The sequence below is a fragment of the Necropsobacter massiliensis genome (assembly GCF_000827595.2).
Taxonomy (GTDB): Bacteria; Pseudomonadota; Gammaproteobacteria; order Enterobacterales; family Pasteurellaceae; genus Necropsobacter; species Necropsobacter massiliensis.
Genome location: NZ_LN776178.1, coordinates 271,588 through 295,611 on the forward strand (window position 1 = coordinate 271,588; position 24,024 = coordinate 295,611).

The 24,024-nt window shown below is 47.0% G+C and carries 25 protein-coding genes; 14 read left to right on the top strand and 11 right to left on the bottom strand.

What is annotated here, in order from left to right; all coding sequences use genetic code 11:
* The first annotated feature begins 154 nt into the window (after nt 1-154).
* The 3 genes from BN3349_RS01365 to menH are packed head-to-tail and all read left to right on the top strand — an operon-like array spanning nt 155 to nt 3,894.
* Entirely contained in the window at nt 155-1,429 is a 1,275-nt protein-coding gene (locus tag BN3349_RS01365) for an isochorismate synthase (RefSeq protein ID WP_040975499.1), read from the top strand.
* Nucleotides 1,430-1,445: 16 nt separating this feature from the next.
* On the top strand, nt 1,446-3,152 hold the full coding sequence (menD, locus tag BN3349_RS01370; protein ID WP_040975500.1) for a 2-succinyl-5-enolpyruvyl-6-hydroxy-3-cyclohexene-1-carboxylic-acid synthase: 1,707 nt from the start codon (nt 1,446-1,448) through the stop codon (nt 3,150-3,152).
* A 1-nt stretch (nt 3,153) separates the two neighbouring features.
* Nucleotides 3,154-3,894, top strand: coding sequence for a 2-succinyl-6-hydroxy-2,4-cyclohexadiene-1-carboxylate synthase (gene menH / locus BN3349_RS01375; RefSeq protein WP_040975501.1), 741 nt, complete (start codon nt 3,154-3,156; stop codon nt 3,892-3,894).
* A 40-nt stretch (nt 3,895-3,934) separates the two neighbouring features.
* Here menH and era read toward each other — a convergent pair whose 3' ends face one another.
* From era to grcA, 5 genes are all read right to left on the bottom strand, one after another.
* The gene (gene era, locus BN3349_RS01380; protein ID WP_040975630.1) at nt 3,935-4,855 is read right to left on the bottom strand and encodes a GTPase Era; all 921 of its coding nucleotides are present in this window, start codon (nt 4,853-4,855) and stop codon (nt 3,935-3,937) included.
* A gap of 5 nt (nt 4,856-4,860) precedes the next feature.
* Nucleotides 4,861-5,535: a ribonuclease III gene (gene rnc / locus BN3349_RS01385; protein ID WP_040975502.1), complete on the bottom strand. Its 675-nt coding sequence runs from the start codon at nt 5,533-5,535 to the stop codon at nt 4,861-4,863.
* 5 nt (nt 5,536-5,540) lie between these two features.
* On the bottom strand, nt 5,541-6,572 hold the full coding sequence (gene lepB / locus BN3349_RS01390) for a signal peptidase I (RefSeq protein WP_040975503.1): 1,032 nt from the start codon (nt 6,570-6,572) through the stop codon (nt 5,541-5,543).
* A gap of 9 nt (nt 6,573-6,581) precedes the next feature.
* Nucleotides 6,582-8,378 carry a translation elongation factor 4 gene (lepA, locus tag BN3349_RS01395; protein WP_040975504.1) on the bottom strand — a complete coding sequence of 599 codons (1,797 nt, stop codon included), beginning with the start codon at nt 8,376-8,378 and terminating at the stop codon, nt 6,582-6,584.
* Nucleotides 8,379-8,569: 191 nt separating this feature from the next.
* Nucleotides 8,570-8,953 carry an autonomous glycyl radical cofactor GrcA gene (grcA, locus tag BN3349_RS01400; protein WP_032092547.1) on the bottom strand — a complete coding sequence of 128 codons (384 nt, stop codon included), beginning with the start codon at nt 8,951-8,953 and terminating at the stop codon, nt 8,570-8,572.
* Nucleotides 8,954-9,236: 283 nt separating this feature from the next.
* Here grcA and ung point away from each other — a divergent pair, with 283 nt between their 5' ends.
* The 5 genes from ung (at nt 9,237) to pfkA (ending at nt 13,312) form a co-directional block, all read left to right on the top strand.
* Nucleotides 9,237-9,911 carry a uracil-DNA glycosylase gene (gene ung / locus BN3349_RS01405; RefSeq protein ID WP_040975505.1) on the top strand — a complete coding sequence of 225 codons (675 nt, stop codon included), beginning with the start codon at nt 9,237-9,239 and terminating at the stop codon, nt 9,909-9,911.
* A 20-nt stretch (nt 9,912-9,931) separates the two neighbouring features.
* The gene (gene yaaA, locus BN3349_RS01410) at nt 9,932-10,708 is read left to right on the top strand and encodes a peroxide stress protein YaaA (protein ID WP_040975506.1); all 777 of its coding nucleotides are present in this window, start codon (nt 9,932-9,934) and stop codon (nt 10,706-10,708) included.
* A 1-nt stretch (nt 10,709) separates the two neighbouring features.
* Complete coding sequence (locus BN3349_RS01415) at nt 10,710-11,318, top strand: HI_0983 family protein (RefSeq protein WP_048736630.1); 609 nt, start codon at nt 10,710-10,712, stop codon at nt 11,316-11,318.
* The gene (locus BN3349_RS01420; protein WP_040975507.1) at nt 11,315-12,232 is read left to right on the top strand and encodes a cation diffusion facilitator family transporter; all 918 of its coding nucleotides are present in this window, start codon (nt 11,315-11,317) and stop codon (nt 12,230-12,232) included. The genes BN3349_RS01415 and BN3349_RS01420 overlap by 4 nt, the downstream gene beginning before the upstream one ends.
* A 114-nt stretch (nt 12,233-12,346) precedes the next feature.
* Nucleotides 12,347-13,312, top strand: a complete 966-nt coding sequence (gene pfkA / locus BN3349_RS01425; RefSeq protein ID WP_032108532.1) for a 6-phosphofructokinase — start codon at nt 12,347-12,349, stop codon at nt 13,310-13,312.
* 61 nt (nt 13,313-13,373) lie between these two features.
* Here the strand turns inward: pfkA and rlmC are convergent, their stop codons facing one another.
* From rlmC to hinT, 4 genes are read right to left on the bottom strand one after another with little or no spacing between them, the layout of a single operon-like run.
* Nucleotides 13,374-14,546, bottom strand: a complete 1,173-nt coding sequence (rlmC, locus tag BN3349_RS01430) for a 23S rRNA (uracil(747)-C(5))-methyltransferase RlmC (protein ID WP_040975508.1) — start codon at nt 14,544-14,546, stop codon at nt 13,374-13,376.
* Between the two features lie 2 nt (nt 14,547-14,548).
* Nucleotides 14,549-15,592: a beta-N-acetylhexosaminidase gene (nagZ, locus tag BN3349_RS01435; protein WP_040975509.1), complete on the bottom strand. Its 1,044-nt coding sequence runs from the start codon at nt 15,590-15,592 to the stop codon at nt 14,549-14,551.
* Nucleotides 15,593-15,600: 8 nt separating this feature from the next.
* Nucleotides 15,601-15,960 (bottom strand): YcfL family putative periplasmic lipoprotein, encoded by a 360-nt coding sequence (locus BN3349_RS01440; RefSeq protein ID WP_040975510.1) that lies wholly within the window; start codon nt 15,958-15,960, stop codon nt 15,601-15,603.
* The gene (hinT, locus tag BN3349_RS01445; protein WP_040975511.1) at nt 15,960-16,310 is read right to left on the bottom strand and encodes a purine nucleoside phosphoramidase; all 351 of its coding nucleotides are present in this window, start codon (nt 16,308-16,310) and stop codon (nt 15,960-15,962) included. Before hinT ends, BN3349_RS01440 begins: the two co-directional genes overlap by 1 nt.
* 247 nt (nt 16,311-16,557) lie before the next feature.
* Between hinT and focA the strand changes: the two genes are divergently transcribed.
* The 5 genes from focA to BN3349_RS12275 all read left to right on the top strand — a co-directional run bounded on the left by focA (nt 16,558) and on the right by BN3349_RS12275 (nt 21,939).
* Nucleotides 16,558-17,412, top strand: coding sequence for a formate transporter FocA (focA, locus tag BN3349_RS01450; RefSeq protein ID WP_040975512.1), 855 nt, complete (start codon nt 16,558-16,560; stop codon nt 17,410-17,412).
* Nucleotides 17,413-17,490: 78 nt separating this feature from the next.
* Entirely contained in the window at nt 17,491-19,803 is a 2,313-nt protein-coding gene (pflB, locus tag BN3349_RS01455) for a formate C-acetyltransferase (RefSeq protein WP_040975513.1), read from the top strand.
* Nucleotides 19,804-20,035: 232 nt separating this feature from the next.
* Nucleotides 20,036-20,848 carry a 5'-nucleotidase, lipoprotein e(P4) family gene (locus BN3349_RS01460; RefSeq protein ID WP_040975514.1) on the top strand — a complete coding sequence of 271 codons (813 nt, stop codon included), beginning with the start codon at nt 20,036-20,038 and terminating at the stop codon, nt 20,846-20,848.
* 127 nt (nt 20,849-20,975) lie between these two features.
* Nucleotides 20,976-21,716: a pyruvate formate lyase 1-activating protein gene (gene pflA / locus BN3349_RS01465; protein WP_040975515.1), complete on the top strand. Its 741-nt coding sequence runs from the start codon at nt 20,976-20,978 to the stop codon at nt 21,714-21,716.
* Between the two features lie 88 nt (nt 21,717-21,804).
* Complete coding sequence (locus BN3349_RS12275; RefSeq protein ID WP_281256004.1) at nt 21,805-21,939, top strand: hypothetical protein; 135 nt, start codon at nt 21,805-21,807, stop codon at nt 21,937-21,939.
* Here BN3349_RS12275 and BN3349_RS01470 read toward each other — a convergent pair.
* Complete coding sequence (locus BN3349_RS01470; protein WP_040975516.1) at nt 21,936-22,442, bottom strand: DUF2301 domain-containing membrane protein; 507 nt, start codon at nt 22,440-22,442, stop codon at nt 21,936-21,938. The genes BN3349_RS12275 and BN3349_RS01470 overlap by 4 nt on opposite strands.
* An 18-nt stretch (nt 22,443-22,460) precedes the next feature.
* Nucleotides 22,461-23,174: a UDP-2,3-diacylglucosamine diphosphatase gene (gene lpxH, locus BN3349_RS01475; RefSeq protein ID WP_040975517.1), complete on the bottom strand. Its 714-nt coding sequence runs from the start codon at nt 23,172-23,174 to the stop codon at nt 22,461-22,463.
* Between the two features lie 111 nt (nt 23,175-23,285).
* Between lpxH and BN3349_RS01480 the strand changes: the two genes are divergently transcribed.
* On the top strand, nt 23,286-24,017 hold the full coding sequence (locus BN3349_RS01480) for a 1-acylglycerol-3-phosphate O-acyltransferase (RefSeq protein ID WP_040975518.1): 732 nt from the start codon (nt 23,286-23,288) through the stop codon (nt 24,015-24,017).
* Nucleotides 24,018-24,024: the final 7 nt, after the last annotated feature.

A 24,024-nucleotide genomic window follows, 5' to 3' on the forward strand; every position in this document is an offset into this window, starting at 1 on the left:
TGATGCGCTTCGCATGCTGAAACGGCGCTTTTGTCACCGCACTTTACGCTTATTTTTTGAAGATGAAAAGATTTTGTAAAAAATTCCGATAAAGTGCGGTAGAATTAACGCTTATTTTTAACTTATTTTATCGCTAAAAACAACGCTTTTCTCAATGGATAATTTGCAATCAATCAAAAATCGGTTAATTGAACGGATTCGCTTTCATCAGCCGCAAACGCAGGAAATCAGCGAGTTTCGCATAGAAAGCGTAATGACGGTGACAATGCTGAGTTGGTTGAAAGCACAGCAGAGTTATCCCCAATTCTATTTTAATTTTCGCGACAGTCGATGCCAGCTTGCGGCGTTAGGCAAAGTGCGGTCATTTTCCGCACCGAATCAGGCGCAGGATTTTGTCCGTCGTTTGTCGCTGCCGTTGCTCGGCGGGCTAAAATTTTATGATGAGGGTGAGTTTTTTCTGCCGCGGCTGCTACTGCGCCGGCATGCAACGCATTTGACCGTCAGCCTGTTTATTGATAATCGCAAACCGCTGCGGCAGGAATGTGATGCGGCGTTAAGTTGTTTGGAAACTTTTGCGAACACGACCGCACTTTGTTCCGTTCACCGGGCAATCCGTTTATACGGACAAAAGGCGACGCAGACTGAGTGGTGTCAATGGGTGGAGCAGGCGCTGGCGGCGATTCGCCGCGGCGAGCTGCGTAAAAGCGTATTGGCTAACGAAACCTGTTTTCAAACCGAAAGTGCGCTGAACGCCAAGGATTTTCTGGCGGAAAGCGAACGCCGGAATTTAGGTTGTTACCATTTTTTATGGGCGCAGGATGCCGAACATGCGTTTGTCGGTTCGCCGCCGGAACGCCTCTATCGGCGTGAGGGTACGCAGTTACAGACCGAAGCACTGGCGGGAACGGCGCTGATGACGGAAGATGCGCAGTTTAATCGTCAGCAGGCGCAATGGCTATTGCAGGATCAAAAAAATATTTATGAAAATCAGTTAGTGGCGGATGATATTCGGCACAAACTGCAACCCTATGTCCGACAGCTGACGGTGTCCGAGCTGGGTTTAAAACAATTGCGTCAGGTGCAGCATTTAAGACGCCATATATTTGCCGAGTTACATTGCGGTTATGGCGATGAGACTTGCCTACAGGCAATGCATCCAACCGCTGCGGTCGCCGGTTTGCCGCAGCGGGCGGCGCTGGATTTTTTACGCCGCACGGAATGTTTTAACCGCGAATGGTACGCCGGTACTTTGGGGATCATGGAAACGGCGCAAGCGGAGTTTTGTGTTGCAATTCGCTCCGCTTTTGTGGAAGGGGATAAAATTCGTGTATTTGCCGGTGCGGGTATTGTTGAGGGTTCGGTTCCCTTGCTAGAATGGCAGGAGATCGAACGTAAAGCGTTAGGATTAGTCTCATTATTACAAGAATGAAAAACGGAGAACAACTATGTCTGTGAGTGTATTTAATCGTTGTTGGTCAAAAGTGATTTTAGAAACGCTTGTACGACAAGGCGTTACCCACTTCTGTATCGCACCGGGTTCCCGTTCCACCCCGTTAACGCTAGAGGCAGCCCGTTTGCAGGACGGGCGCCGTGCAGTTTGCCACACACATTTTGATGAACGCGGACTCGGTTTTTTCGCGCTGGGACTGGCTAAAGCCGTCAACGCGCCGGTCGCGGTGATTGTCACCTCCGGTACCGCCGCGGCGAATTTGTATCCCGCTATTGTGGAGGCGCGCCAAAGTGCGGTGAATTTAATCGTGCTGACCGCCGATCGCCCGCCGGAATTGTTGGAATGCGGTGCGAATCAGGCGATCGTTCAGCAACGTCTGTTTGCCGATTATCCGGTTTCCACGCTGGATTTGCCGCGACCGAGTGAGGATTATGCGGCGGATTGGCTGATTTCCGTATTGGAACAGGCATGTTACCGGCAACAACGACAGCCGGGCGTGGTGCATATCAATGTGCCGTTTGCCGAACCGTTGTATGCCGCGCAAACCGATGAGATTGATACTCACCCTTGGTTGGCTAAGGTGCAGCGCTGGCTGGCTCAGCATAAGGCGCGCACCGTGTATTCGCCTTTGCAACAGGAAGTCTTGATGCACGAACACTGGGATCACTGGCGCACTAAACGCGGCGTGATCGTGGCGGGTAAAATGCCCTTAGCACAATCCATGGGGATCAGCGCTTGGGCGAATACGATGGGGTGGATTTTGCTGACGGATGTTCAGTCCGGAGTGGAACCGAGCCTGCCTTATGCGGATATTTGGCTTGCCAATCAAACGGTGAGAAAAAAATTGCTGGAAGCGGATATTGTGATCCAACTGGGTTCGCGCTTTATCAGTAAACGAATTAACCAATTTTTAAGCGAGTTCCACGGTGAATACTGGATTGTTGAAGACAGCCACAATGCGGTTGATCCTTATCATCATGCTCACACCCGCTTTAATGCCAAAATTCACCATTGGTTGCGCGCGCATCCGCCACTGCGGCAAAAACCTTGGCTGCTTGAGCCGTTGGCGTTGGCGAAATTCTGCGCCACCTTTGTGGAACAGCAGGTAGGCGGTAATTTGAATGAAGCCTCTCTGGCCCACCATATTGAGCGCATATTGCCAAATAACGGCATTTTGTTTTTGGGTAATAGTTTATTTGTGCGTCTGGTTGATGCGTTGACCAAGCTGCCGGAGGGCTATCCTGTCTACACTAATCGCGGCGCCAGCGGTATTGACGGCTTGCTGGCTACCGCCGCCGGAATTGGTGTTGGCGCCAATCAGCCGTTAGTGGCGATGATCGGCGACACCTCTGCGCTGTATGATTTGAATTCGCTGGCATTGTTTAAAAACGTTAATCAACCGACGATTATTTTTATTATTAATAATAACGGCGGGGCGATTTTCGATATGTTACCGGTGGACACCGAAGTCAAAGACCGCTTTTACCGCATGCCGCACAATCTTGAGTTTTCACAGGCGGCGTCGATGTTTGATCTGAAATATGCCCGTCCTTATACTTGGGCAGATTTAAGTTCAGTGCTGAAACATGCCTATTCGCGCCGTGAAACCACCTTAATTGAAATCAAAGTGGCTTCCAGCGATGGCAGTAATATTTATAAACGCTTGATTGAACAGATCAGTTACGCCGTTATCGGAGCCTGATATGCCTTGTTTGGTCTTTCTGCACGGCTTGCTCGGCAGCGGTGCCGACTGGCAAAAACTGATTGAAAAACTACCGCACTTTGACTGTTTTGCGCCCGATTTGCCTTATCACGGCAGGGAGAAAAATACTGGCGTCGCCGATTTTGAGCAAACTGCGGGCTTTGTGGCGGATTACATTCGACGGTCAATCGGGCCGCGTCCTTATTTTTTGATAGGCTATTCACTGGGCGGGCGAATAGCCCTTTATTATGCGTTACAGGCGCAATGTGAAAAAGGCAATTTACAAGGGCTGATTTTAGAGGGGGCAAATTTGGGATTGCAATCGGCAGCGGAAAAGCGGGCGCGCTGGCAGCATGATTGTCGCTGGGCACAGCGCTTTGCTACACAAGCGCCGCAGCAGGTGCTGCAAGATTGGTATCGGCAAGGCGTGTTTGCGCATTTGGATGAAAAACAACGCGCCGCATTAATTGCTGAACGGACGCCGCATTGTGGCGCCAATATCGGTCATATGCTGCGCGTTACTTCGCTGGCTAAACAGCCGGATTTTCGCCCTAAAGTGCGGTCGAATTTATTGCCGTTTTTTTATTTTTGCGGCGAAAAGGATCAGAAATTCCGTCAAATAGCGGAAGACAGCGGTTTACCGCTAACGCTGATTGCGAACGCTGGACATAATGCGCATAAAGAAAACCCGCCAGCATTTGCTGCTGAATTAACTGCCGTGTTGCGCGCGGTTGCCGATTAAAAAGGCGGGAAATTCCCGCCGCTGAAAATCGAAAAACCGTTTATTCATCCATATAACCCAGACTGCGTAACGCACGTTCATCGTCCGCCCAGCCGGATTTGACTTTCACCCACAGCTCCAGATGCACTTTGTTGTCAAACAAACGTTCCATGTCTGCGCGCGCTTCGGTGCCGATCAGTTTGATTTTCTGCCCTTTATTGCCGATAACCATTTTTTTCTGTCCTTCACGCTCAACTAAAATTAGACCGTTGATCTCATAAGTGCCGCGTTCGTTGGTTTTAAACTGCTCGATTTCCACGGTGACGGCATAAGGCAATTCCTCGCCCATAAAACGCATCAGCTTTTCGCGGATAATTTCCGATGCCATAAAGCGCTGCGAACGGTCGGTCACGTAATCTTGCGGAAAATGATGTGCGCCTTTGCGCAGGGAGTTACGCACGATTTGTTGCAGATTTTGCACGTTGTTGCCACGCTGGGCTGAAATCGGCACGATATCCTTAAAGTCAAATTTTGCGCTGATTTGAGTAATAAACGGCAGCAATTCGTCTTTATTTTTAATATTGTCAATTTTATTGATCGCCAATACTACCGGGGCTTTTGCCTGACGCAGTTTGTTGAGCACCATTTCATCGTCGTCGTTCCAGTGCGTACCGTCCACCACAAAAATGATCAGATCCACATCGCCGATAGCGCTACTTGCCGCACGGTTCATCAGGCGGTTAATAGCGCGTTTTTCTTCAATATGCAGCCCCGGCGTATCCACGTAAACCGCCTGATAGACGCCCTCGGTATGAATGCCGACAATGCGGTGACGAGTAGTTTGAGCCTTGCGTGAGGTAATCGAGATTTTTTGTCCCAGAATTTTGTTTAATAATGTGGATTTGCCCACATTCGGGCGCCCGACAATGGCGATAAAACCGCAGTAGGTATCAAGCGCCGGCGCTGTGTCAGTTGGGTTCATGTATGTCATTTGATGTCCAGTTGTTTCAGTATTTGTTCTGCCACGGCTTGCTCCGCTTTACGTCGGCTTGAACCGGTTGCGCTGAAAGTGCGGTCAATATTTTGCACGTTACATTGCACGGTAAAAGTTTGGCAGTGCGCTTCGCCCTGAATATTGACTACGTTATAGTTCGGCAGCGGTAGGCGGTTGCCCTGTAAATATTCTTGCAAACGAGTTTTGGCGTCTTTCTGGTTATCGCCCGGTTTGATTTCCCGCAGCAGTAATTGGAACCAGCCGCGCACCGTTGCCGTAGCGGTATTAAGATCGCTGTCTTGCGAAACGGCGCCGATAATTGCCTCCACACAGTCGGCAAGAATGGATTCGCGGCGAAAGCCACCGCTTTTCAGCTCGCCGGGTCCAAGCAGCATGTAATTGCCCAGTTCGAATTCTCGCGCCAGTTCGGCAAGAGTCGGTTCGCGCACTAAGGTGGCGCGCATACGGCTGAGTTCGCCTTCATTGCAGTGCGGAAATTGGTGATATAAGGCATCGGCGATGGTGTAATTGAGAATGGCGTCACCCAAAAATTCCAGCCGTTCATTGTGATTTTTCGCCGCACTGCGGTGCGTCAGTGCCTGTTTTAACAGTGCGGCACGGTTAAATTGGTAACCGATTTTACGTTGTAGTGATTCTAAATTTTTCATAAATATTAGCGAATTTTGCTGAACATACGTTCAGTTCGAATGCCGGTCGGCCATTCGTTCTGCTTTTTGTCCAGACTTAACCAAATATATGAGGCTTTACCGACGATGTTTTTTTCCGGTACGAAGCCCCAGAAACGGCTGTCTGCACTGTGATTACGGTTGTCGCCCATCACGAAATATTGTCCTTCCGGCACTACCCATTCGGTAATGTAATTTTGTTGCGTATCGTAATCGCGGTACATATAGGTCGCGTTCGGCGGCTGCGGATCCCAATGAATCTGATGTTCCACATCACCGCTTTCGGTCAATTTCAATGGGTGCAGATTGCTGTAAATCGGCAGCCCGGTACTATCTTGCCCGACAATAATATTGAAATCCGGATCTTCTTGTGCGGTGCTGTAATCAAATTCTTTGGTAGTGCAGTCGGCGGTGCATTCTTTACCGTCTTTTCCGTAGGTCAGTGTGATATGGCGATCCACTTCGTTGTATTGAATGCGGTCGCCGGGAATGCCGACGATGCGTTTAATATAATCTACATTCGGTTCCGGCGGCGCTTTGAATACGATAATATCACCGCGTTGCGGTTTGCCAGTTTCAATGATGGTATTTTGGAATACCGGATCTTTGATCCCGTAAGCATATTTTTCCACCAGCAGGAAATCGCCGACACGTAAGGTCGGTTCCATGGAACCGGAAGGAATTTGGAACGGTTCAAACAAAAAGGAGCGCAGAATCAGTACGAATGCCAGCACCGGGAACAGCGACGCTAAAAACTCTGCGCCTTCGGAAATAGGTTCGATTTGATTTTTTTCTTCGTCCGTTAAGGGTTTTCCGCCACGCTGTTCTGCTCGTGCGATTTGTCGGGCGCGTTTTGGCAAGACGGCAAAGCGGTGATAACACCATAATATGCCGCAAAGTGCGGTCAATAAAATCAATAAAATGGTGAAAGTGTTCGGTAACGCCAGATGCTCAAGCAGTTTCCAAACAGCGTAACCGACTGCAATCAAAATGATAAAAGCGAGATTTGATTTAGACATTGTTGTTCCTTACTTATCCTTGCCCACATGTAAGATAGCCAGAAACGCTTCCTGTGGCACTTCCACATTGCCGAGGGATTTCATGCGTTTTTTGCCTTCTTTTTGTTTTTGCAGCAGCTTTTTCTTACGGCTGACATCGCCGCCGTAACATTTTGCTAAGACGTTTTTGCGCAGCTGTTTGACGGTTGAACGGGCGATAATATGGTTGCCGATTGCTGCCTGAATGGCAATATCAAATTGCTGGCGGGGGATCAGCTCGCGCATTTTTTCCACCAACTCACGACCGCGGTATGGCGCATTGTCTTTATGTACGATAAGCGCCAGCGCATCCACCCGTTCGCCGTTAATCATAATATCCACGCGCACCATGTCCGCCGCCTGAAAACGTTTAAAGCCGTAATCCAGCGAGGCGTAACCGCGTGATGTGGATTTCAGTCGATCAAAGAAATCCAGTACCACCTCGCCCATTGGAATTTCATATGTGAGCGCTACCTGATTGCCGTGATACACCATGTTGGTCTGCACGCCGCGTTTTTCCACGCAAAGCGTGATGACGTTGCCGAGGTAGTTCTGTGGCAGCAGCATATTACATTCGGCAATCGGTTCACGGATTTGCGCAATATTGTTGAGTGGTGGCAGTTTTGCTGGGCTGTCCACATAAACCACATCGCCGTTGGTCAGCTCCACTTCATAAACGACGGTCGGCGCCGTGGTGATCAGATCCAGATTGTATTCGCGCTCTAGACGTTCCTGAATGATTTCCATATGCAGTAAGCCGAGGAAACCGCAGCGGAAACCAAAGCCGAGCGCACTGGAATTTTCCGGTTCATAGAATAACGAGGCGTCATTCAGGCTTAATTTACCCAGCGCATCACGGAAGGCTTCGTAATCATCGGAGCTGATCGGGAATAAACCAGCATACACCTGCGGTTTAACTTTTTTAAAGCCCGGTAAAACCGAGTTTGCCGGGGTGTTGTGTAAGGTCAGCGTATCGCCCACCGGCGCGCCTAAAATATCTTTAATCGCGCATACCACCCAGCCGACTTCGCCACAGTTTAATCGGTCGGTATCCACTTGTTTCGGCGTGAAAATACCGAGGCGATCCACATTATAGGATTGACCGGTGGACATCACTTTGATCTTGTCGCCTTTGCGTAACGTGCCGTTTTTGATCCGCACTAATGAGACCACGCCGAGATAATTGTCGAACCAAGAGTCGATAATCAGTGCTTGCAGCGGTGCGGCGGGATCGCCTTGCGGGGCAGGAATTTTGCGCACGATTTCTTCCAGCACATCTTCAATCCCGACACCGGTTTTGGCGGAGCAACGCACCGCATCCAGCGCATCGATCCCTACAATATCTTCAATTTCTTCCGCCACCCGTTCCGGATCGGCGGCAGGCAGGTCGATTTTATTTAAAATTGGCACCACTTCCAGATCCATCTCAATGGCGGTATAGCAGTTTGCCAGCGTTTGTGCCTCCACTCCCTGACCAGCGTCAACCACCAGTAGCGCACCTTCACAGGCTGCCAGTGAACGGGAAACTTCATAGGAAAAGTCAACGTGCCCGGGCGTATCGATAAAATTCAGTTGATAAGTTTCCCCATCGTGCGCCCGATAATTTAAAGTGACGCTTTGGGCTTTAATGGTAATCCCGCGTTCGCGTTCCAAATCCATGGAATCCAGCACCTGTTCTGCCATTTCGCGATCGGACAGCCCGCCGCAGGTTTGAATCAGGCGATCCGACAAAGTGGATTTACCGTGGTCAATATGTGCAATAATAGAAAAATTACGTATGTTCTTCATATTTCAGTTAGAATGATTTCACTAAAGTTTAACTGGTGGATTGTACCTGAATATGTACGGATATGCTATATCAGGCAATAAAATTGCAAAAAGTGCGGTACGAAAATCACGCGTTTTTAAGCGCACAAAAAACACCCTAAAGTAAATACTTTAGGGTGTCATTTCAATCTAAAAAAGTGAAGTCGATAAAATTACAAACTTTCAGTGAAAGTACGGGTAATTACATCGCGTTGTTGTTCCGGAGTTAATGAGTTGAAACGTACGGCATAACCGGAAACGCGGATGGTGAGCTGCGGATATTTTTCCGGGTGTTTCACGGCGTCTTCTAAGGTTTCGCGGCGTAATACGTTAACATTTAAGTGCTGACCACCTTCAACTTTAACGGTCGGTGCGACATCAACCGGTAATTCGCGATATTCGATCTGACCTAACTCGCTGACTGCGACGACTTGGTCTTCGGCATATTGTGCTTTTGCTGCCAGACAACGGGCTTCACCTTTTTCGCTGTCCAGTAACCAGAATGAATTTAATAAGTTGTCGTTAGCGGCTTGAGTAATTTGAATACCTTTAATCATAAAGTGCCTCCTGATTGGCTGTGTGTTAATTAAGCTAAGTTGGGATAAATTTTATCAAGAAATTTTATCTTTTCAATTGTTTTGATATAAATCAGGTTGACTTAATGAAAGAAAAATGACTATTTTGATTTGCATCAATTGTTGTGCGTGATGGGCTTGGTTTGTTCTTGTTTTGTTAACTTTTATTTAACTTTGAATTAACAATTTAGTCCGAATTCAACCTGTTAATTTAAGCTCAGGTTATTTATAATCTTCCCACGATTATAAATGGATAAGACACAATATGAAAACCTGGAAAGACGTTATCGGCAAAGAAAAAGAACAACCCTATTTTCAGCATATTTTACAGCAGGTGCATCGTGAAAGAGCCATGGGCAAGATGATTTATCCGCCTGCTGCCGATGTGTTTAATGCGTTTAAACTGACTGAATTCGAGCAGGTTAAAGTGGTCATTTTAGGGCAAGATCCGTACCATGGACCGAATCAGGCGCACGGGCTGGCGTTTTCGGTAAAACCGGGTATTGTACCGCCGCCTTCGCTGCTGAACATGTATAAAGAGCTTGTCGCCGACATCGCGAATTTTCAGATTCCGCAGCACGGCTATTTGACGGCGTGGGCGCAGCAGGGCGTGTTATTGCTTAATACCGTATTAACGGTGGAACGCGGACGGGCGCATTCCCATGCCAATTTCGGCTGGGAAACCTTCACGGATCAGGTGATTAGCGTGCTAAATGCGCAGCGGGAACATTTGGTTTTTCTGTTATGGGGCAGTCATGCGCAGCGCAAAGGGCAGTTTATTGATCGCGCGAAACATTGCGTCTTGTCGGCGCCGCACCCATCACCGCTGTCTGCGCATCGCGGTTTTTTAGGCTGTCGGCATTTTTCAAAAACCAATCAGTATTTGCAACAACATAATTTACCGGTGATAAACTGGCAGTTGCCGTTAACTGTCGAATAACACATATAAAAGGAAGATGTATGCTCGCGATAATTTCTCCGGCGAAAACCCTTGATTTTAAAAGTGCGGTGCCGAAATTTGAATTTTCTCAACCGCACTTAACCGATTACAGTACTCAACTGATTGCTATTTGTCGCCGGCTTTCTCCCGCACAGCTCGCCTCTTTGATGTCGATCAGTGATAAACTGGCCGGACTGAATGCCGCCCGTTTCGCTGAGTGGCAGCCACTGCATGATGAACAGAATGCCCGCGCGGCGATTTATGCCTTTAAGGGTGATGTCTATACTGGGCTGGATGTGGACAGCCTAACGCGGGAAGAGGTGCTGTTTGCACAACGACATTTACGCATTTTATCCGGTCTGTATGGACTGTTGCGTCCGCTGGATTTGATGCAACCTTATCGTTTGGAAATGGGCACGCGGCTTGCGAATAAGCAAGGCAAGGATTTGTATGCGTTCTGGGGCGATACAATTACCCGCAGCGTGCAGACCGCATTAGATGAGCAGGGCGACAATATTCTGCTTAATTTGGCCTCCGATGAATATTATAAATCCGTGCAAGCAAGCGGGTTGAAAGCCAGAATCCTAAAACCGATTTTTCTGGATAATAAAGGCGGGAAATATAAAGTGATCAGCTTTTATGCGAAAAAAGCTCGTGGTTTAATGTGCCGTTACATCATTCAAAATCGGTTGACGGAAATTGAGCAGCTGAAAGCGTTTGATTTGGGCGGCTATTGGTTTGACAGCGCCGCATCGAGCGATAATGAACTGGTATTTAAACGGGATTTGAGAGAATAACATGATCGATCTATTCAAGAACGGCGGATTGCCGCATTTGACGGTGCGGTTAAAAAAAATAGCGCTTTTTAGCACTGCACTTTTCCTTGCCGCCTGTGCCTCGCAGCCCGAGTTATCGGCGCCGCAGTTTGTCAGTCATAACAAGCATACTTACTACCTTGCCGCGCAGCAGGATTTAGGCAGTATGGCGCGTTATTTTTATGTGATGAAAGAGGATTCGCCGCAAGAGTGGAAAAGTGCGGTGGAATTATTATTAGATCGCAACCGCCAGCAGCGTACTCTGGATGACCGTATCCAATTGCGCCGGCGAGTATATAAAAATACGGCTGTGCCGCGCTTTGATATTTATCGCCAGGATGATGTGCTGTATTCTTTTGTGATTTATCAGCCGAGTGCGCAGAATAAGGACTGGCGGGTCGATGTATCGAAAGGAAAAGATATTCCGTTGTGCGGTTTTGTGCAGTATCAATATTCCGTAAAAATTGCGAAGAATAAAAAATTGATGAATATGAATAAAAGTAAAATCATCAATTATTTGAAAAAATATGTCGCCGATAAAGAAATGACGCAGCTGAAGCAGGCAAACTGGCCGTGGAGTTGTGAAAAATAGTGCGTGATTATTCATTACAGGTAAAAAAAGCTGCCAATCTGGCGGTGTTTACTGCGTTGGTGCTGATGTTGAGCAAAGGCGCGGCGTGGTGGCGGACCGGTTCGGTCAGTATGTTGGCATCTATTACGGATTCTATGCTGGATTTATTAGCTTCTTTTATGAATATGCTGATTCTGCGCTTCGCATTAATGCCCGCCGACCACAATCACTCATTTGGACACGGTAAAGCGGAATCTCTGGCGGCGTTGGCGCAAAGTGCGTTTATCTCCGGTTCCGCCATTTTTTTATTATTGCAGGGCATTCACCGTCTGAACGCGCCCCAGCCTTTAACCGATACCTCACTGGGCATTGCGGTGACGCTCTTTTCCATTGCCGCGACATTTGGGTTGGTTTTTTATCAAAGCCGGGTTATTCGGCAGACTGACAGCCCGGCAATTAAAGCGGATCGCTTGCATTATCAGACCGACTTGCTAATGAATGTCGCGATTCTTATTTCTCTCGGGCTGACAGCATACGGCTTTATCGCAGCAGATGCGTTGTTTGCCATTCTCATCGCCGTTTATATTTTGTTTAACGCTGGCAAAATGTTATTTGATGCGGCGCAGTTACTGCTTGATCAGGCATTACCGGAGGCGGAAATCAAGCGCATTGAAGCGGTGATTTTATCTACACCGCAAATCCTCGGTTTTCATGATTTGCGCACGCGACGTTCTGGAGTAGTGCGTTTTATCCAGTTTCATTTGGAATTGGATGATCATCTTTCTTTTGTGCAGGCGCATGCCATTACCGATCACCTTGAAAGCCGTTTAAGGGAATTATTCCCGCAGGTGGATATTGTGATCCATCACGAACCGACCAGCGTAGTACAAACGGAGCAGCGGCAAACCCAAGGTGTCGAACCGCATATGGAATAATTAGACTTAAATCAAAATATGTGATAATTCACCAAAATTTTGCTAGAGACGGTTTGGTGAATAGTGTAATCTTAGCGACAGTTTTTATATTGCAACTTTAAATAAGGTATATTTATGATTAAAAAAATTGCTGTATTGACAAGCGGCGGCGATGCCCCCGGCATGAATGCCGCCATTCGTGGGGTGGTCCGTTCTGCCTTAGCGGAAGGGCTGGAAGTATATGGAATTTATGACGGCTATCATGGTTTATATCACAATAAAATCAAACAATTGAGCCGTTATAGCGTGTCCGATGTAATTAATCGCGGCGGCACCTTCTTAGGTTCGGCGCGTTTTCCGGAATTTAAAGATCCCGCAGTACGTGCCAAATGTGCGGAAGTGTTGCGTTCACACGGTATTGACGCGTTAGTGGTGATCGGCGGTGACGGTTCTTATATGGGCGCCAAATTATTAACCGAAGAACACGGTTTTCCTTGTGTGGGTATTCCGGGCACCATTGATAACGATGTTGCGGGGACGGATTATACTATCGGTTATCAAACGGCATTACAGACCGCAGTGGAAGCAATCGACCGTTTGCGCGATACCTCAAGTTCCCACCAGCGTATTTCCATTGTAGAAATCATGGGCAGACATTGCAGCGATTTAACCATTTCCGCTGGCATTGCCGGAGGCTGTGAATATATTGTCGCCTCTGAAGTGGAATTTAATCGCGAAGAATTGATCCAACAGATTGAACGTAGCATTGCAAACGGCAAACGTCACGCTTTAATTGTAATTACCGAATTAATTTGCGATGTGAATGCGCTGGCGAAAGAAATTGAATCGCGTGTACATCATGAAACCCGTGCCACTGTGCTGGGACACATTCAGCGTGGCGGTACGCCTTGTGCTTTCGACCGTATTCTGGCTTCCCGTATGGGCGTGTATGCAGTGGATTTACTGTTACAGGGCAAAGGCGGTTATTGTGTCGGCATCCAAAATGAACAGCTGGTTCACCATGATATTATTGACGCCATTAATAACATGCGCCGCGAATTTAAAGCGGATTTAATGGCGATGTCAAAACGCTTATTCTGATTTGTTTCATCTGTATTATCAAGGCATCCGAGTGGGATGCCTTATTTGTTTCTGCCACTTACTATTTGCGTGTTAACAACGTCAACACTTCATAATGCGCCGTATGTGGGAACATGTCGAAGAGCTGTATTTTCTGCATGCGGTATGCTTGCAAGTGGGCAAGATCTTTTGCCATTGAAACCGCGTTACAGCTGGAATAAAGAATAAAGTGCGGTTGTAATTGATTAAGAAATTGTGCTAATTGTGTGCCGAGACCGCGTCTGGGCGGGTTGACGATAAGTAGATCCGGGGTTTGTTTTTGGGCGAGGGCGAACTGTGCCGCATCCAATGACTGAAAGCTGACGTTTTTCAGGTTCAACTGGCGAGCGGATAAACCGGCAGCAAAAATTGCGGAAGGCGCGATTTCAATACCTACCAGTTCGACCTCTTTACCTTGCCGTTGCAATATATGAGCGCAATGCAGCCCAAAGCCGCCAGCGCCGCAAAACAAATCCCAAATCGAACGAATGGGCAAATCTTTGACCCACTGCTGTGCGCTGCCGTATAATCCCTGGGCTACGCTCGGATTGGTCTGGAAAAACCCTTGCGGGCGCATAAATAGCGGAATATGGTTAAAACACTCGGGCAGGTTTTGTTTTTCGGTGAGAAAAATTTCCGTTTCGCCTTCCAAAATGGCGGCATGCTGAGATTGAATATTCACGCTGATCACTGTCAGTTGCGGCAGTTTTGTCTGCAAAGCGGGCAGTTCTCGTCGGATTAATGGTAGTTTGCCTTGCGAACGCAGGACAAAGCGTAGCATCAGATCACCGTTACTTTTGCTTTCGCTGAGCAGTATATATTTCAGCTCACCCTTTTGTTTCGCCGTATTGTAAGGAACCAGCCCGGCACGGGCGATAAAATCCTTTAAAACTGGAAAAACCGCATCGAAAGCGGCAGGGTAAAGCGGGCAATCGCATAAATCTACCGCACTGTGTGGATGTGTCGGATCCGGTAAGATGCCCAGCACAGGGCGTTCGACCGTGCCGCTCACTACCATTTTGGCTTTGTTGCGAAATCGGCTTAGCGGCGATGAGTAAGGTGTATGCCAAATCAGCGCGGATTGATCCAGTGTGGCGAGCTGCTGTTGTAGGTGGACGGTTTTGTCTGCCAACTGTTGTGCATAGGGTTTTTCCAACCATTGACAGGAGCGGCAGTCCTGTTGCCGGTAATGACGGCAGGGAATTGTAAGCGGCATTATTATTCCTTTGTTGCCAGCCAGTTTTGCTGAAGTGCGGTCAATTTTTTATGATTTTCTCGCCAACGGGCAGAATGTTGCAGGTCATTCCAACGATATGTTTTTTGTTTAAATAACGCTTGTCGGCGCGCATGGCGTAATGCCGCTTGTTCTGTCGATTCCTGCACGTTGAAGTGATCCAACACCTGAATTACGCCTTCCCGTTCATTGCACAGCAACAGTAAATCGCAGCCGGCGTGCAACGCTTGTTCGCAGCGGCTGACAAAATCGCCCATAAAACCAGCACCTTGCATGCCCAAATCATCGGAGAAAATTGCGCCGCGGAAATCCAGTTGTTCGCGCAGCACCTGTTTCAGCCAGTAACGCGATCCGCTGGCAGGTTGAGTATCGCATTGCGTGTAGATCACATGCGCCGGCATTATCGCATCTAAACAACCGTTTGCAATCAATTGGCGGAACGGTTGTATATCGCGGTTAAAAATTGTCTCCCGAGTGCGATTGTCATAAGGGGTTTCCAGATGAGAGTCCGCCGATACATGACCGTGCCCGGGAAAATGTTTGCCGGTCGCCGCCATACCCGCTTGATGCATTCCGGCGATAAACTGGGTGGCAAGGCGAATTGTCGGTTCACATTCGGTATGAAAGCTGCGATCGCCGATGGCTTTGCATTGATGGCCGAGATCCAATACCGGCGCAAAACTTAAATCAATGCCAAGTGCGGTTATTTCGGTCGCCATTTGCCAACCCGCCTGTAACGCCGCGTCATTTTGTGCTGCCGGATCGTCAAGCAGTGCTGCGAATGCTTGCATGGCGGGCAGTTGGGTGAAACCGTGACGAAAACGTTGAACACGTCCGCCTTCCTGATCGACGGTGATAAGCAGATCTTGTTTAACGCGGCGAATTGAATCGACCAGCGCTTGAATTTGCGTGCGATCATGAAAATTACGGCTGAATAAAATAACCCCGGCAACCAGCGGGTGCGATAATAATTCCGCGTCTTCCCGGGTCAATTCCTGACCTGTTAAGTCGATAAGCAGTGTGGACATGATAATCCTTATTTTAAGCGTAAATACAGACGATAGTTGACACTTTCAGTGGTCGGGCGGAGCAATTCCAGTTCCGTCCGTTGCTTTTGTTGCAGTGTGACGGACGGTGAGGATGCCGCAGTGTCGTCCGCATTTTGTGTGACTCCGTTTTTGTCATACCAGAAAAAAGTGTAAGAGACGGTAACCGGCTGAGCGGATTTGTTTTTTATCCAAGCGGAATCCGGCTCGGCGGCAGCGTCGATTAACGCCGCCAGCTCGGATTCCATATTCAGAATCGGTTTTGTACTATGTACCAGATTGGGCGCCGGGGTCGAACCGCAAGCGGTCAGCAGTAAACCGAGTGCTATACAGGAAAGTGATTTAATCATTATTTTGCCAGCATTTTGCCTAGGGGTTCACCGCCGACCAAGTGCATATGCAGATGGAATACTTCTTGTCCGCCGTGTTCGTTGCAGTTAACGATTAAGCGATAGCCGTCTTGGGCAATGCCTTCCCGTTTCGCCAATTGGGCGGCAACGGTAAACAGTCGTCCCAAGCTGATTTCATCCTGTGCGGTAACATCGTTAACTGTCGCAATCGGTTTGTTCGGGATAATCAGTATATGCGTTTTGGCTTGTGGCGATATATCTCGAAAAGCGGTGACCAGCTCGTCTTGATAGACGATATCGGCGGGGATTTCTTTACGGATGATTTTACTGAAAATCGTTTCTTCTGCCATGGTAATATCCTTTGTTTATAGCGGGAGCTGCGAAGAATATTTTTAACAGAAAATCAGTAAAATAGCAATTTGAGAAAAATATTCGTTAACGTAATGTTAACCAAAAGATCGGACTCGATCTTTAATGTTAAGTGAATGTTAAATAAGGCTGTTTCTAAAAAAATTTATAAAAAATAAAAAATTTTTTAGTTTAAAGTTTTGTCCGAATGCCTTAAAATGGACGCAGTGAATTCTTGTGGGATATATAATGAAAACGGAAAACTCAATTAGCCTAATGGCGACCCCGACAGAAATGGCTCAAATCGGCGAAGATGTCGGTGTTTATAAAGCCAGTAAAAACCAATTCTACTCTTTCTTATCTGCCATTTCAGCTGGCGCCTTTATCGCCCTCGCATTTATCTTCTACACTACAACTCAAACCGGCAGTGCCGGCGCACCTTGGGGATTAACTAAACTGGTTGGCGGCTTGGTTTTTTCAATCGGCGTGATTATGGTCGTGGTGTGCGGTTCCGAATTATTCACCTCTTCAACCATGACCTTAGTGGCGCGCGCCAGTGGACGAATTAATACCTTTCAGATGCTGCGCAATTGGGTCGTTGTGTATTGCGGTAACTTTGTGGGGGCTACGGTAATTGTCCTGCTGGTATGGTTTGCGGGGCAAACGATGGCGGCTGACGGTCAATGGGGACTGACCATTTTGAACACCGCGCAGCACAAAATCCACCATACTTGGCTTGAAGCCTTCTGTTTAGGCATTCTGTGTAATATCATGGTGTGTATCGCTATTTGGATGGCGTATGCGGGCAAGACCTTAACCGATAAAGCCTTTATTATGATTTTGCCGATCGGATTGTTTGTGGCGTCCGGCTTTGAGCATAGCGTGGCGAATATGTTTATGATTCCGATGGGAATATTCACTGCGCATTGCAGTCCGGCGGAATTCTGGCAGGCGATTGACATGGATCCGGCGCAGTTTGCGGATCTGGACGTTTATCATTTTGTTGTAAAAAATCTCATTCCCGTTACCTTGGGCAATATCGTCGGTGGCGGAGTTTGTATCGCATTGTTGCAGTGGTTTACTAATAAACCGCATGCACATTAGTTTAGGGGTAAGAGCGGTTGATTTTTGCGCCGTTTTTACATTGTTGAAATTTATCTACTAGAGAAGGAAGTTATAGCAATGACTCAATTAACAGAAGCTCAACAGAAAGCGTGGGAAGGGTTTGTTCCGGGAGACTGGCAGACCGAAGTAAACGTACGTGATTTTATCCAAAAAAACTATACGCCTTATGAGGGTGATGAATCATTCCTTGCGGACGCCACCGAAGCGACCACCGCATTGTGGAATGATGTTATGGAAAAAATTAAAGTTGAGAACCAAACACACGAACCGTATGACATTGATACCGACACACCATCAACCATTACTTCACACAAACCGGGTTATATCAATAAAGCATTGGAAAAAATCGTCGGTTTGCAGACTGATGCTCCGTTAAAACGCGCAATTATGCCGTTCGGCGGTATTAAAATGGTGAAAGGCTCATGTCAGGTTTATCGTCGCGAGCTGAAACCTGAAATCGAACATATCTTTACCGAATATCGCAAAACTCACAACCAAGGGGTATTTGACGTTTATACACCAGATATTCTGCGCTGCCGTAAATCCGGCGTGATTACCGGTCTTCCTGATGCTTATGGCCGTGGTCGTATTATCGGTGACTATCGTCGTTTGGCGGTATATGGTGTAGATTTCTTAATGAAAGATAAATTCAAACAATTTACTTCATTACAGTCTCGTCTGGAAAGCGGCGAAGATATTCAGGCAACTATTCAGCTGCGTGAAGAAATTGCTGAACAGCATCGTGCATTAGGCAAAATCAAAGAAATGGCAGCGTCTTACGGTTGTGATATTTCCAATCCAGCAACTAACGCGCAGGAAGCGGTACAATGGACTTATTTTGCTTATCTTGCGGCGGTTAAATCGCAAAACGGTGCGGCGATGTCATTCGGTCGTGTATCCAGCTTCTTGGATATTTATATCGAACGTGACTTGAAAGCCGGTAAAATCACTGAACAGCAAGCGCAGGAATTAATCGACCATTTAGTCATGAAATTGCGTATGGTACGTTTCTTGCGTACACCTGAATACGATCAATTATTCTCCGGCGACCCGATGTGGGCAACCGAAACCTTAGCTGGTATGGGCTTAGACGGTCGTACGCTGGTGACTAAAAACAGCTTCCGTATGCTGCACACCCTGTACACAATGGGACCGTCACCTGAACCGAACTTGACTATTCTGTGGTCGGAACAGCTGCCTGAAGCGTTCAAACGTTTCTGTGCCAAAGTTTCTATTGATACCTCATCTGTACAATATGAAAACGATGATTTAATGCGTCCTGATTTCAATAACGACGACTATGCGATTGCTTGCTGCGTAAGCCCGATGGTTGTGGGTAAACAAATGCAGTTCTTCGGCGCCCGTGCAAACTTGGCGAAAACGTTGCTATATGCAATCAACGGCGGTATTGATGAAAAATCCGGCGTGCAAGTTGGTCCGAAAACAGCACCTATCACTGATGAAGTGCTGAATTTCGATACCGTTATGGATCGGATGGATCACTTTATGGATTGGTTGGCAACTCAGTATGTGACCGCACTGAACATCATTCACTTTATGCACGATAAATATGCCTATGAAGCGGCGTTAATGGCGTTCCATGATCGTGATGTATTCCGTACCATGGCTTGTGGTATTGCCGGACTTTCCGTAGCGGCCGACTCACTGGCGGCAATCAAATACGCTAAAGTGAAACCAGTTCGCGGCGATATTAAAGATAAAGACGGTAATGTTGTTGCGTCCAATGTAGCGGTTGACTTTGAAATTGAAGGCGAATATCCGCAATTCGGTAACAACGACAGCCGGGTGGATGATTTAGCGGTTGATTTGGTCGAACGTTTCATGAAGAAAATTCAGACTCACAAAACATACCGCAATGCGACTCCGACACAATCTGTGCTGACAATCACCTCTAACGTGGTGTATGGTAAGAAAACCGGTAATACTCCGGACGGTCGTCGTGCCGGCGCACCATTCGGACCGGGCGCAAACCCAATGCACGGACGTGACCAGAAAGGTGCGGTAGCATCCCTGACCTCTGTGGCCAAACTGCCGTTTGCTTATGCGAAAGATGGTATTTCTTATACCTTCTCTATCGTTCCAAACGCATTAGGTAAAGATATTGATGCGCAAAAACGCAATCTTGCTGGCTTAATGGACGGTTACTTCCATCACGAAGCGACAGTAGAAGGCGGTCAGCACCTGAACGTGAACGTATTAAATCGTGAAACCTTACTGGATGCGATCGATCATCCTGAGAAATATCCTCAGCTGACAATCCGTGTTTCCGGTTATGCTGTGCGTTTCAACTCCTTGACCAGAGAACAACAGCAAGACGTCATTACCCGTACATTTACTCAGTCAATGTAATCGGTTGATGATAAGGTGATGAGTGTTAATTATGTAAGGCGGTTTTATCATAATGACTTGTGCTGAGGCGGTATATTCGGCACTGCTCATCACCGAATAAGATAATTTATTGCTAAGGGAACATATATGAAATATATTGTTCCCTTACATTTATGTAAGTTGTAAACGTTGTATTCAGTTGTCCATTTATTATTCATCACACTAATATCCCACTAATGTAAGGAGACATCGAATGAAAAACATCAAGATTAAATTCACCGTACTGGCTATGGCATCCGCGTTTGCATTAGCCGCCTGTAGCAATAAGATTGAAGGCGATGCGCAATTGCAGGAGCAAGCCGTATTGGGGCTGAACTGGGTCCAGCAGTCCGGTGAATATCAGGCATTGGCGTACCAGGCATTCAATATTGCAAAAGTTGCTTTTGATAATGCCAAAGTCAGCAAAGGAAAGAAAAAAGCGGTTGTCGTCGATCTTGATGAAACCATGGTGGATAACAGCGCTTATGCCGGTTGGCAGGTTAAAAACGGTAAAGCCTTTGACGGCGCAGACTGGACGCGCTGGGTTGAGGCACGTCAAACCGGAGCGATTGCCGGTGCGGTTGAATTCAATAATTATGTTAATGCGCACGGCGGCAAAATGTTCTATGTTTCTAACCGCAAAGATGAAAGCGAAAAAGCCGGCACCGTGGATGATATGAAAAAATTAGGGTTTACCGGCGTGAGTGATGAAACCCTATATCTGAAAAAAGATAAATCCAATAAATCCGTTCGTTTTGCCGAAATCGAACAGCAAGGCTATGAAATCGTCTTATATATCGGTGATAATCTAAACGATTTCGGCGATGCGACTTATCGCAAATCCAATGCAGAACGCCGCGCTTTCGTTGATCAAAACAGTAAAGCGTTCGGGAAAAAATTTATTGTGCTGCCGAACCCGAATTACGGCGACTGGGAAGGTGGGCTGGCGAAAGATTATTATAAAAACGACGCGCAAGGTCGTGTCAAAATTCGCCATGATGCCATTAAAGCGTGGGACGGTAAATAATATCAGCGAGTTTTAGCCCGCATTACCTTGAAAATTCCCCTTTATTCCAACAGAGGGGAATTTTCCCGTATTATGCTATCGATTTTTACTTTATTTTCTACTCAGCTATTTATTAATAAGGAACATTATGTCTGTTGTGGCTCGTTATCATTCTTATGAATCCTGCGGAACCGTTGATGGTCCGGGAATTCGTTTTATCCTGTTTTTACAAGGCTGTCTGATGCGTTGTAAATATTGCCATAATCGCGACACTTGGGATTTACACGGCGGCAAAGAAATTACCGTCGAAGAACTTATGAAAGAAGTGGTGACCTATCGCCATTTTATGAACGCGTCGGGCGGTGGCGTTACCGCCTCCGGTGGCGAGGCGATTTTGCAGGCGGAATTCGTACGCGACTGGTTCAGAGCCTGTAAGGCGAACGGAATTCATACCTGCCTGGATACCAACGGGTTTGTGCGTCATTATGATCATGTCATTGATGAATTACTGGATGTGACCGATCTGGTTTTGCTGGATTTAAAAGAATTAAATGACAAAATTCATCAAAACCTGATTGGCGTACCGAATAAACGCACATTGGAATTTGCCAAATATCTGCAAAAACGCAATCAAAAAGTTTGGATCCGCTATGTTGTGGTACCCGGCTGGACGGACAACGATCACGATGTAAATATGCTGGGGCAGTTTATTCAAGGCATGACAAATATCGAAAAAGTCGAATTGCTGCCGTATCATCGTCTGGGCGCACATAAATGGGAAGCTATGGGCGAAAAATATGAGCTGGAAGATGTCAAACCGCCGACAAAAGAATCCCTTGAGCATATCAAGCAAATTCTGGAAGGTTACGGCCATATTGTAAAATATTAAGTCGGCCCTCGCCGATAGAAGCCGATAGAAAAAGTGCGGTGGATATTGCGCCGGTTTTGTTCAGTTAATGCGGATAGCGGACAAAAACATGATAAAAAACGACCGCACTTTTTTGCTTTTATTTCTTCTGAGCGCAAACTCGCCGCCACCGCTTGTCGGCGCGTTTACTAACCAAGCACTGCGTAGTAAACAAGGTCAGGGAGGGATTGTCGCTTTCGCTTAAACCTGATATTTCGTCTTATCACCAATGTCAAAATGCAGTGGCATGCGCCATTTCTGTATCGCCAGTAGTAAGAATAAAACAGCGCTGATTAAAGCCAGCAGTTGTGCAGCCAAGGTCAACTCAAATAGCGCACAAAACCACAATAATGCCAGAAATACCGGTTGCAGGTTCAGGCAGAATACCTTAAAACAAAAATATTCTTTGTATGCCAGCCCGCCCAGCGTTACGAATGCTGCGCCCAGCGCCAGTTCATGCAAGCCGAATAAGTGGCACAACAGGGCACTCCATGTGGCGAATTGTAACAATAAACGAAAGTGTTTCAGATAAATGTGTAGGGATGAGGCACATAGCATGGCGGCGATTAACAGTCCCGGATAGGCGAATTCGGTGTAATAGGGCAAAAGTGCGGTGCTAATCGCAGCTAAAACGAAGCCGCTGCGGTATAACATCACGGTAAGATAATCCCAGAAATCCATCGGGGATTTAATATGCGGATCTGCCATTATGTTCTCCTTTTTAATTTAATGTTCGTTGATAAAGTGCAAATCGTGCGCGCAAACCTCCAAAACGGAGTTGGTTTCGCCCCAATCGCCCAGTACGATGCGGGTAAAGTGCGGTTCGATTTTATGGATATTTTGCCGGTGCGTATGCCCGTGGATCATTTGGCAGACATTAAACTGTCGGAAAATGTGTAGCACAAAATCCGCGCTGACATCCATAATCTGCTCGGCTTTTTGTTTTTTATCCGCCTGGCTTTTGGCACGAATTTTTTCCGCGATTTTCAACCGCACTTTTAACGGTAGGTGCAAAAACAGCCACTGACGCCATTTTTGCTGCACTTTCTTACGATATTGTTGATAGGCGGTATCTTCCGTACAAAGTGTGTCGCCATGACAAAGCAATGTCGGCGTGCCGTATAAATCAATGAGCTGATAGGTCGGCAGCAGTTGTAAACCGCAGCTGCGGGCAAAGCGTTCGCCGAGCAGAAAATCTCGATTGCCATGAATAAAATAACATGCAACGCCGCTATCCGTCAGTTGTTTGATATGATGTTTGACCAGTTCGATCAGTGTCGATTGTTCGTCATCGCCGATCCAAAAATCAAATAAGTCGCCTAAAATATACAGCTTTTCTGCCTGCGGCGCTTTTTGCTGCATAAAATCGGTAAACAGACGGGTTAAGTGCGGTCGGTTTTCGCTGAGATGTAAATCCGCAATAAAATAGGTTTTTTTCATAAATATCGGTGATCTGATTTTTTTCCGTAGAGTATCATTTTTTCTCCTGATTTCTACACATATTTAGCTATTTTCGCTATACTTGAGCAAATTTTTTTCGAGTGCTGAATTATGCTAAAAATTCTCAGAATTATTGTCATTACTTTTTGTTGTATTTTAATTTGCCTATTAGGTACGGTTTATTCTTTTATCCGCTTTAAAAATCCGAGCAATGTTGGGGTGGTGGCTCGCTGGTTCGGGCGTTTATACCCGTTGTTCGGGCTGGAAGTGGAACATCGTTTCCCGTCGGATGCTGACAATGTCGGTCCCTGCATTTATATCGGTAATCATCAGAATAACTATGATATGGTGACGATTTCCTATATGGTGATGCCGCGCACTGTGAGTGTCGGAAAAAAGAGCCTGATTTGGGTGCCGTTTTTCGGCATTTTATATTGGGCGACCGGCAATATTTTTCTGGATCGCGATAACCGCGCCAAAGCGCACAGTACAATGACCGAACTGGCACGTCGCATTCATGCCGACAATTTATCCATTTGGATGTTTCCGGAAGGCACCCGTAGCCGCGGGCGCGGATTACTGCCGTTTAAAACCGGCGCCTTTTATGCCGCTATCGCCGCCGGCGTGCCGATTGTGCCGGTCGTGTGTTCCACTACCCATAATCAGGTGGATCTTAACCGTCTGCATAACGGCAAAGTGATTTGTGAGATTTTAGCGCCGGTTGATACCTCAGGTTATACCAAAGAAAATGTGCGCGAGTTGGCGGAACATTGTTATCAGATTATGCAGCGTCGTATCGCCGAGCTGGATGCGGAACTGGCGCAGTCCAAGCCGCAGGTTTAATTCTCAC

Bases quoted from the DNA above. Each gene is read 5' to 3' on its own strand.
- menD (WP_040975500.1), top strand. From the start codon at position 1,446: ATGTCTGTGAGTGTATTTAATCGTTGTTGGTCAAAAGTGATTTTAGAA.
- BN3349_RS01365 (WP_040975499.1), top strand. From the start codon at position 155: ATGGATAATTTGCAATCAATCAAAAATCGGTTAATTGAACGGATTCGC.
- lpxH (WP_040975517.1), bottom strand. From the start codon at position 23,174: ATGAAAAAAACCTATTTTATTGCGGATTTACATCTCAGCGAAAACCGA.
- focA (WP_040975512.1), top strand. From the start codon at position 16,558: ATGAAAACGGAAAACTCAATTAGCCTAATGGCGACCCCGACAGAAATG.
- era (WP_040975630.1), bottom strand. From the start codon at position 4,855: ATGAACCCAACTGACACAGCGCCGGCGCTTGATACCTACTGCGGTTTT.
- rlmC (WP_040975508.1), bottom strand. From the start codon at position 14,546: ATGCCGCTTACAATTCCCTGCCGTCATTACCGGCAACAGGACTGCCGC.
- pfkA (WP_032108532.1), top strand. From the start codon at position 12,347: ATGATTAAAAAAATTGCTGTATTGACAAGCGGCGGCGATGCCCCCGGC.
- hinT (WP_040975511.1), bottom strand. From the start codon at position 16,310: ATGGCAGAAGAAACGATTTTCAGTAAAATCATCCGTAAAGAAATCCCC.
- BN3349_RS01480 (WP_040975518.1), top strand. From the start codon at position 23,286: ATGCTAAAAATTCTCAGAATTATTGTCATTACTTTTTGTTGTATTTTA.
- BN3349_RS01415 (WP_048736630.1), top strand. From the start codon at position 10,710: ATGATCGATCTATTCAAGAACGGCGGATTGCCGCATTTGACGGTGCGG.
- ung (WP_040975505.1), top strand. From the start codon at position 9,237: ATGAAAACCTGGAAAGACGTTATCGGCAAAGAAAAAGAACAACCCTAT.
- BN3349_RS12275 (WP_281256004.1), top strand. From the start codon at position 21,805: ATGATAAAAAACGACCGCACTTTTTTGCTTTTATTTCTTCTGAGCGCA.
- BN3349_RS01460 (WP_040975514.1), top strand. From the start codon at position 20,036: ATGAAAAACATCAAGATTAAATTCACCGTACTGGCTATGGCATCCGCG.
- BN3349_RS01470 (WP_040975516.1), bottom strand. From the start codon at position 22,442: ATGGCAGATCCGCATATTAAATCCCCGATGGATTTCTGGGATTATCTT.
- grcA (WP_032092547.1), bottom strand. From the start codon at position 8,953: ATGATTAAAGGTATTCAAATTACTCAAGCCGCTAACGACAACTTATTA.
- lepB (WP_040975503.1), bottom strand. From the start codon at position 6,572: ATGTCTAAATCAAATCTCGCTTTTATCATTTTGATTGCAGTCGGTTAC.
- rnc (WP_040975502.1), bottom strand. From the start codon at position 5,535: ATGAAAAATTTAGAATCACTACAACGTAAAATCGGTTACCAATTTAAC.
- yaaA (WP_040975506.1), top strand. From the start codon at position 9,932: ATGCTCGCGATAATTTCTCCGGCGAAAACCCTTGATTTTAAAAGTGCG.
- pflA (WP_040975515.1), top strand. From the start codon at position 20,976: ATGTCTGTTGTGGCTCGTTATCATTCTTATGAATCCTGCGGAACCGTT.
- pflB (WP_040975513.1), top strand. From the start codon at position 17,491: ATGACTCAATTAACAGAAGCTCAACAGAAAGCGTGGGAAGGGTTTGTT.
- BN3349_RS01440 (WP_040975510.1), bottom strand. From the start codon at position 15,960: ATGATTAAATCACTTTCCTGTATAGCACTCGGTTTACTGCTGACCGCT.
- lepA (WP_040975504.1), bottom strand. From the start codon at position 8,378: ATGAAGAACATACGTAATTTTTCTATTATTGCACATATTGACCACGGT.
- nagZ (WP_040975509.1), bottom strand. From the start codon at position 15,592: ATGTCCACACTGCTTATCGACTTAACAGGTCAGGAATTGACCCGGGAA.
- menH (WP_040975501.1), top strand. From the start codon at position 3,154: ATGCCTTGTTTGGTCTTTCTGCACGGCTTGCTCGGCAGCGGTGCCGAC.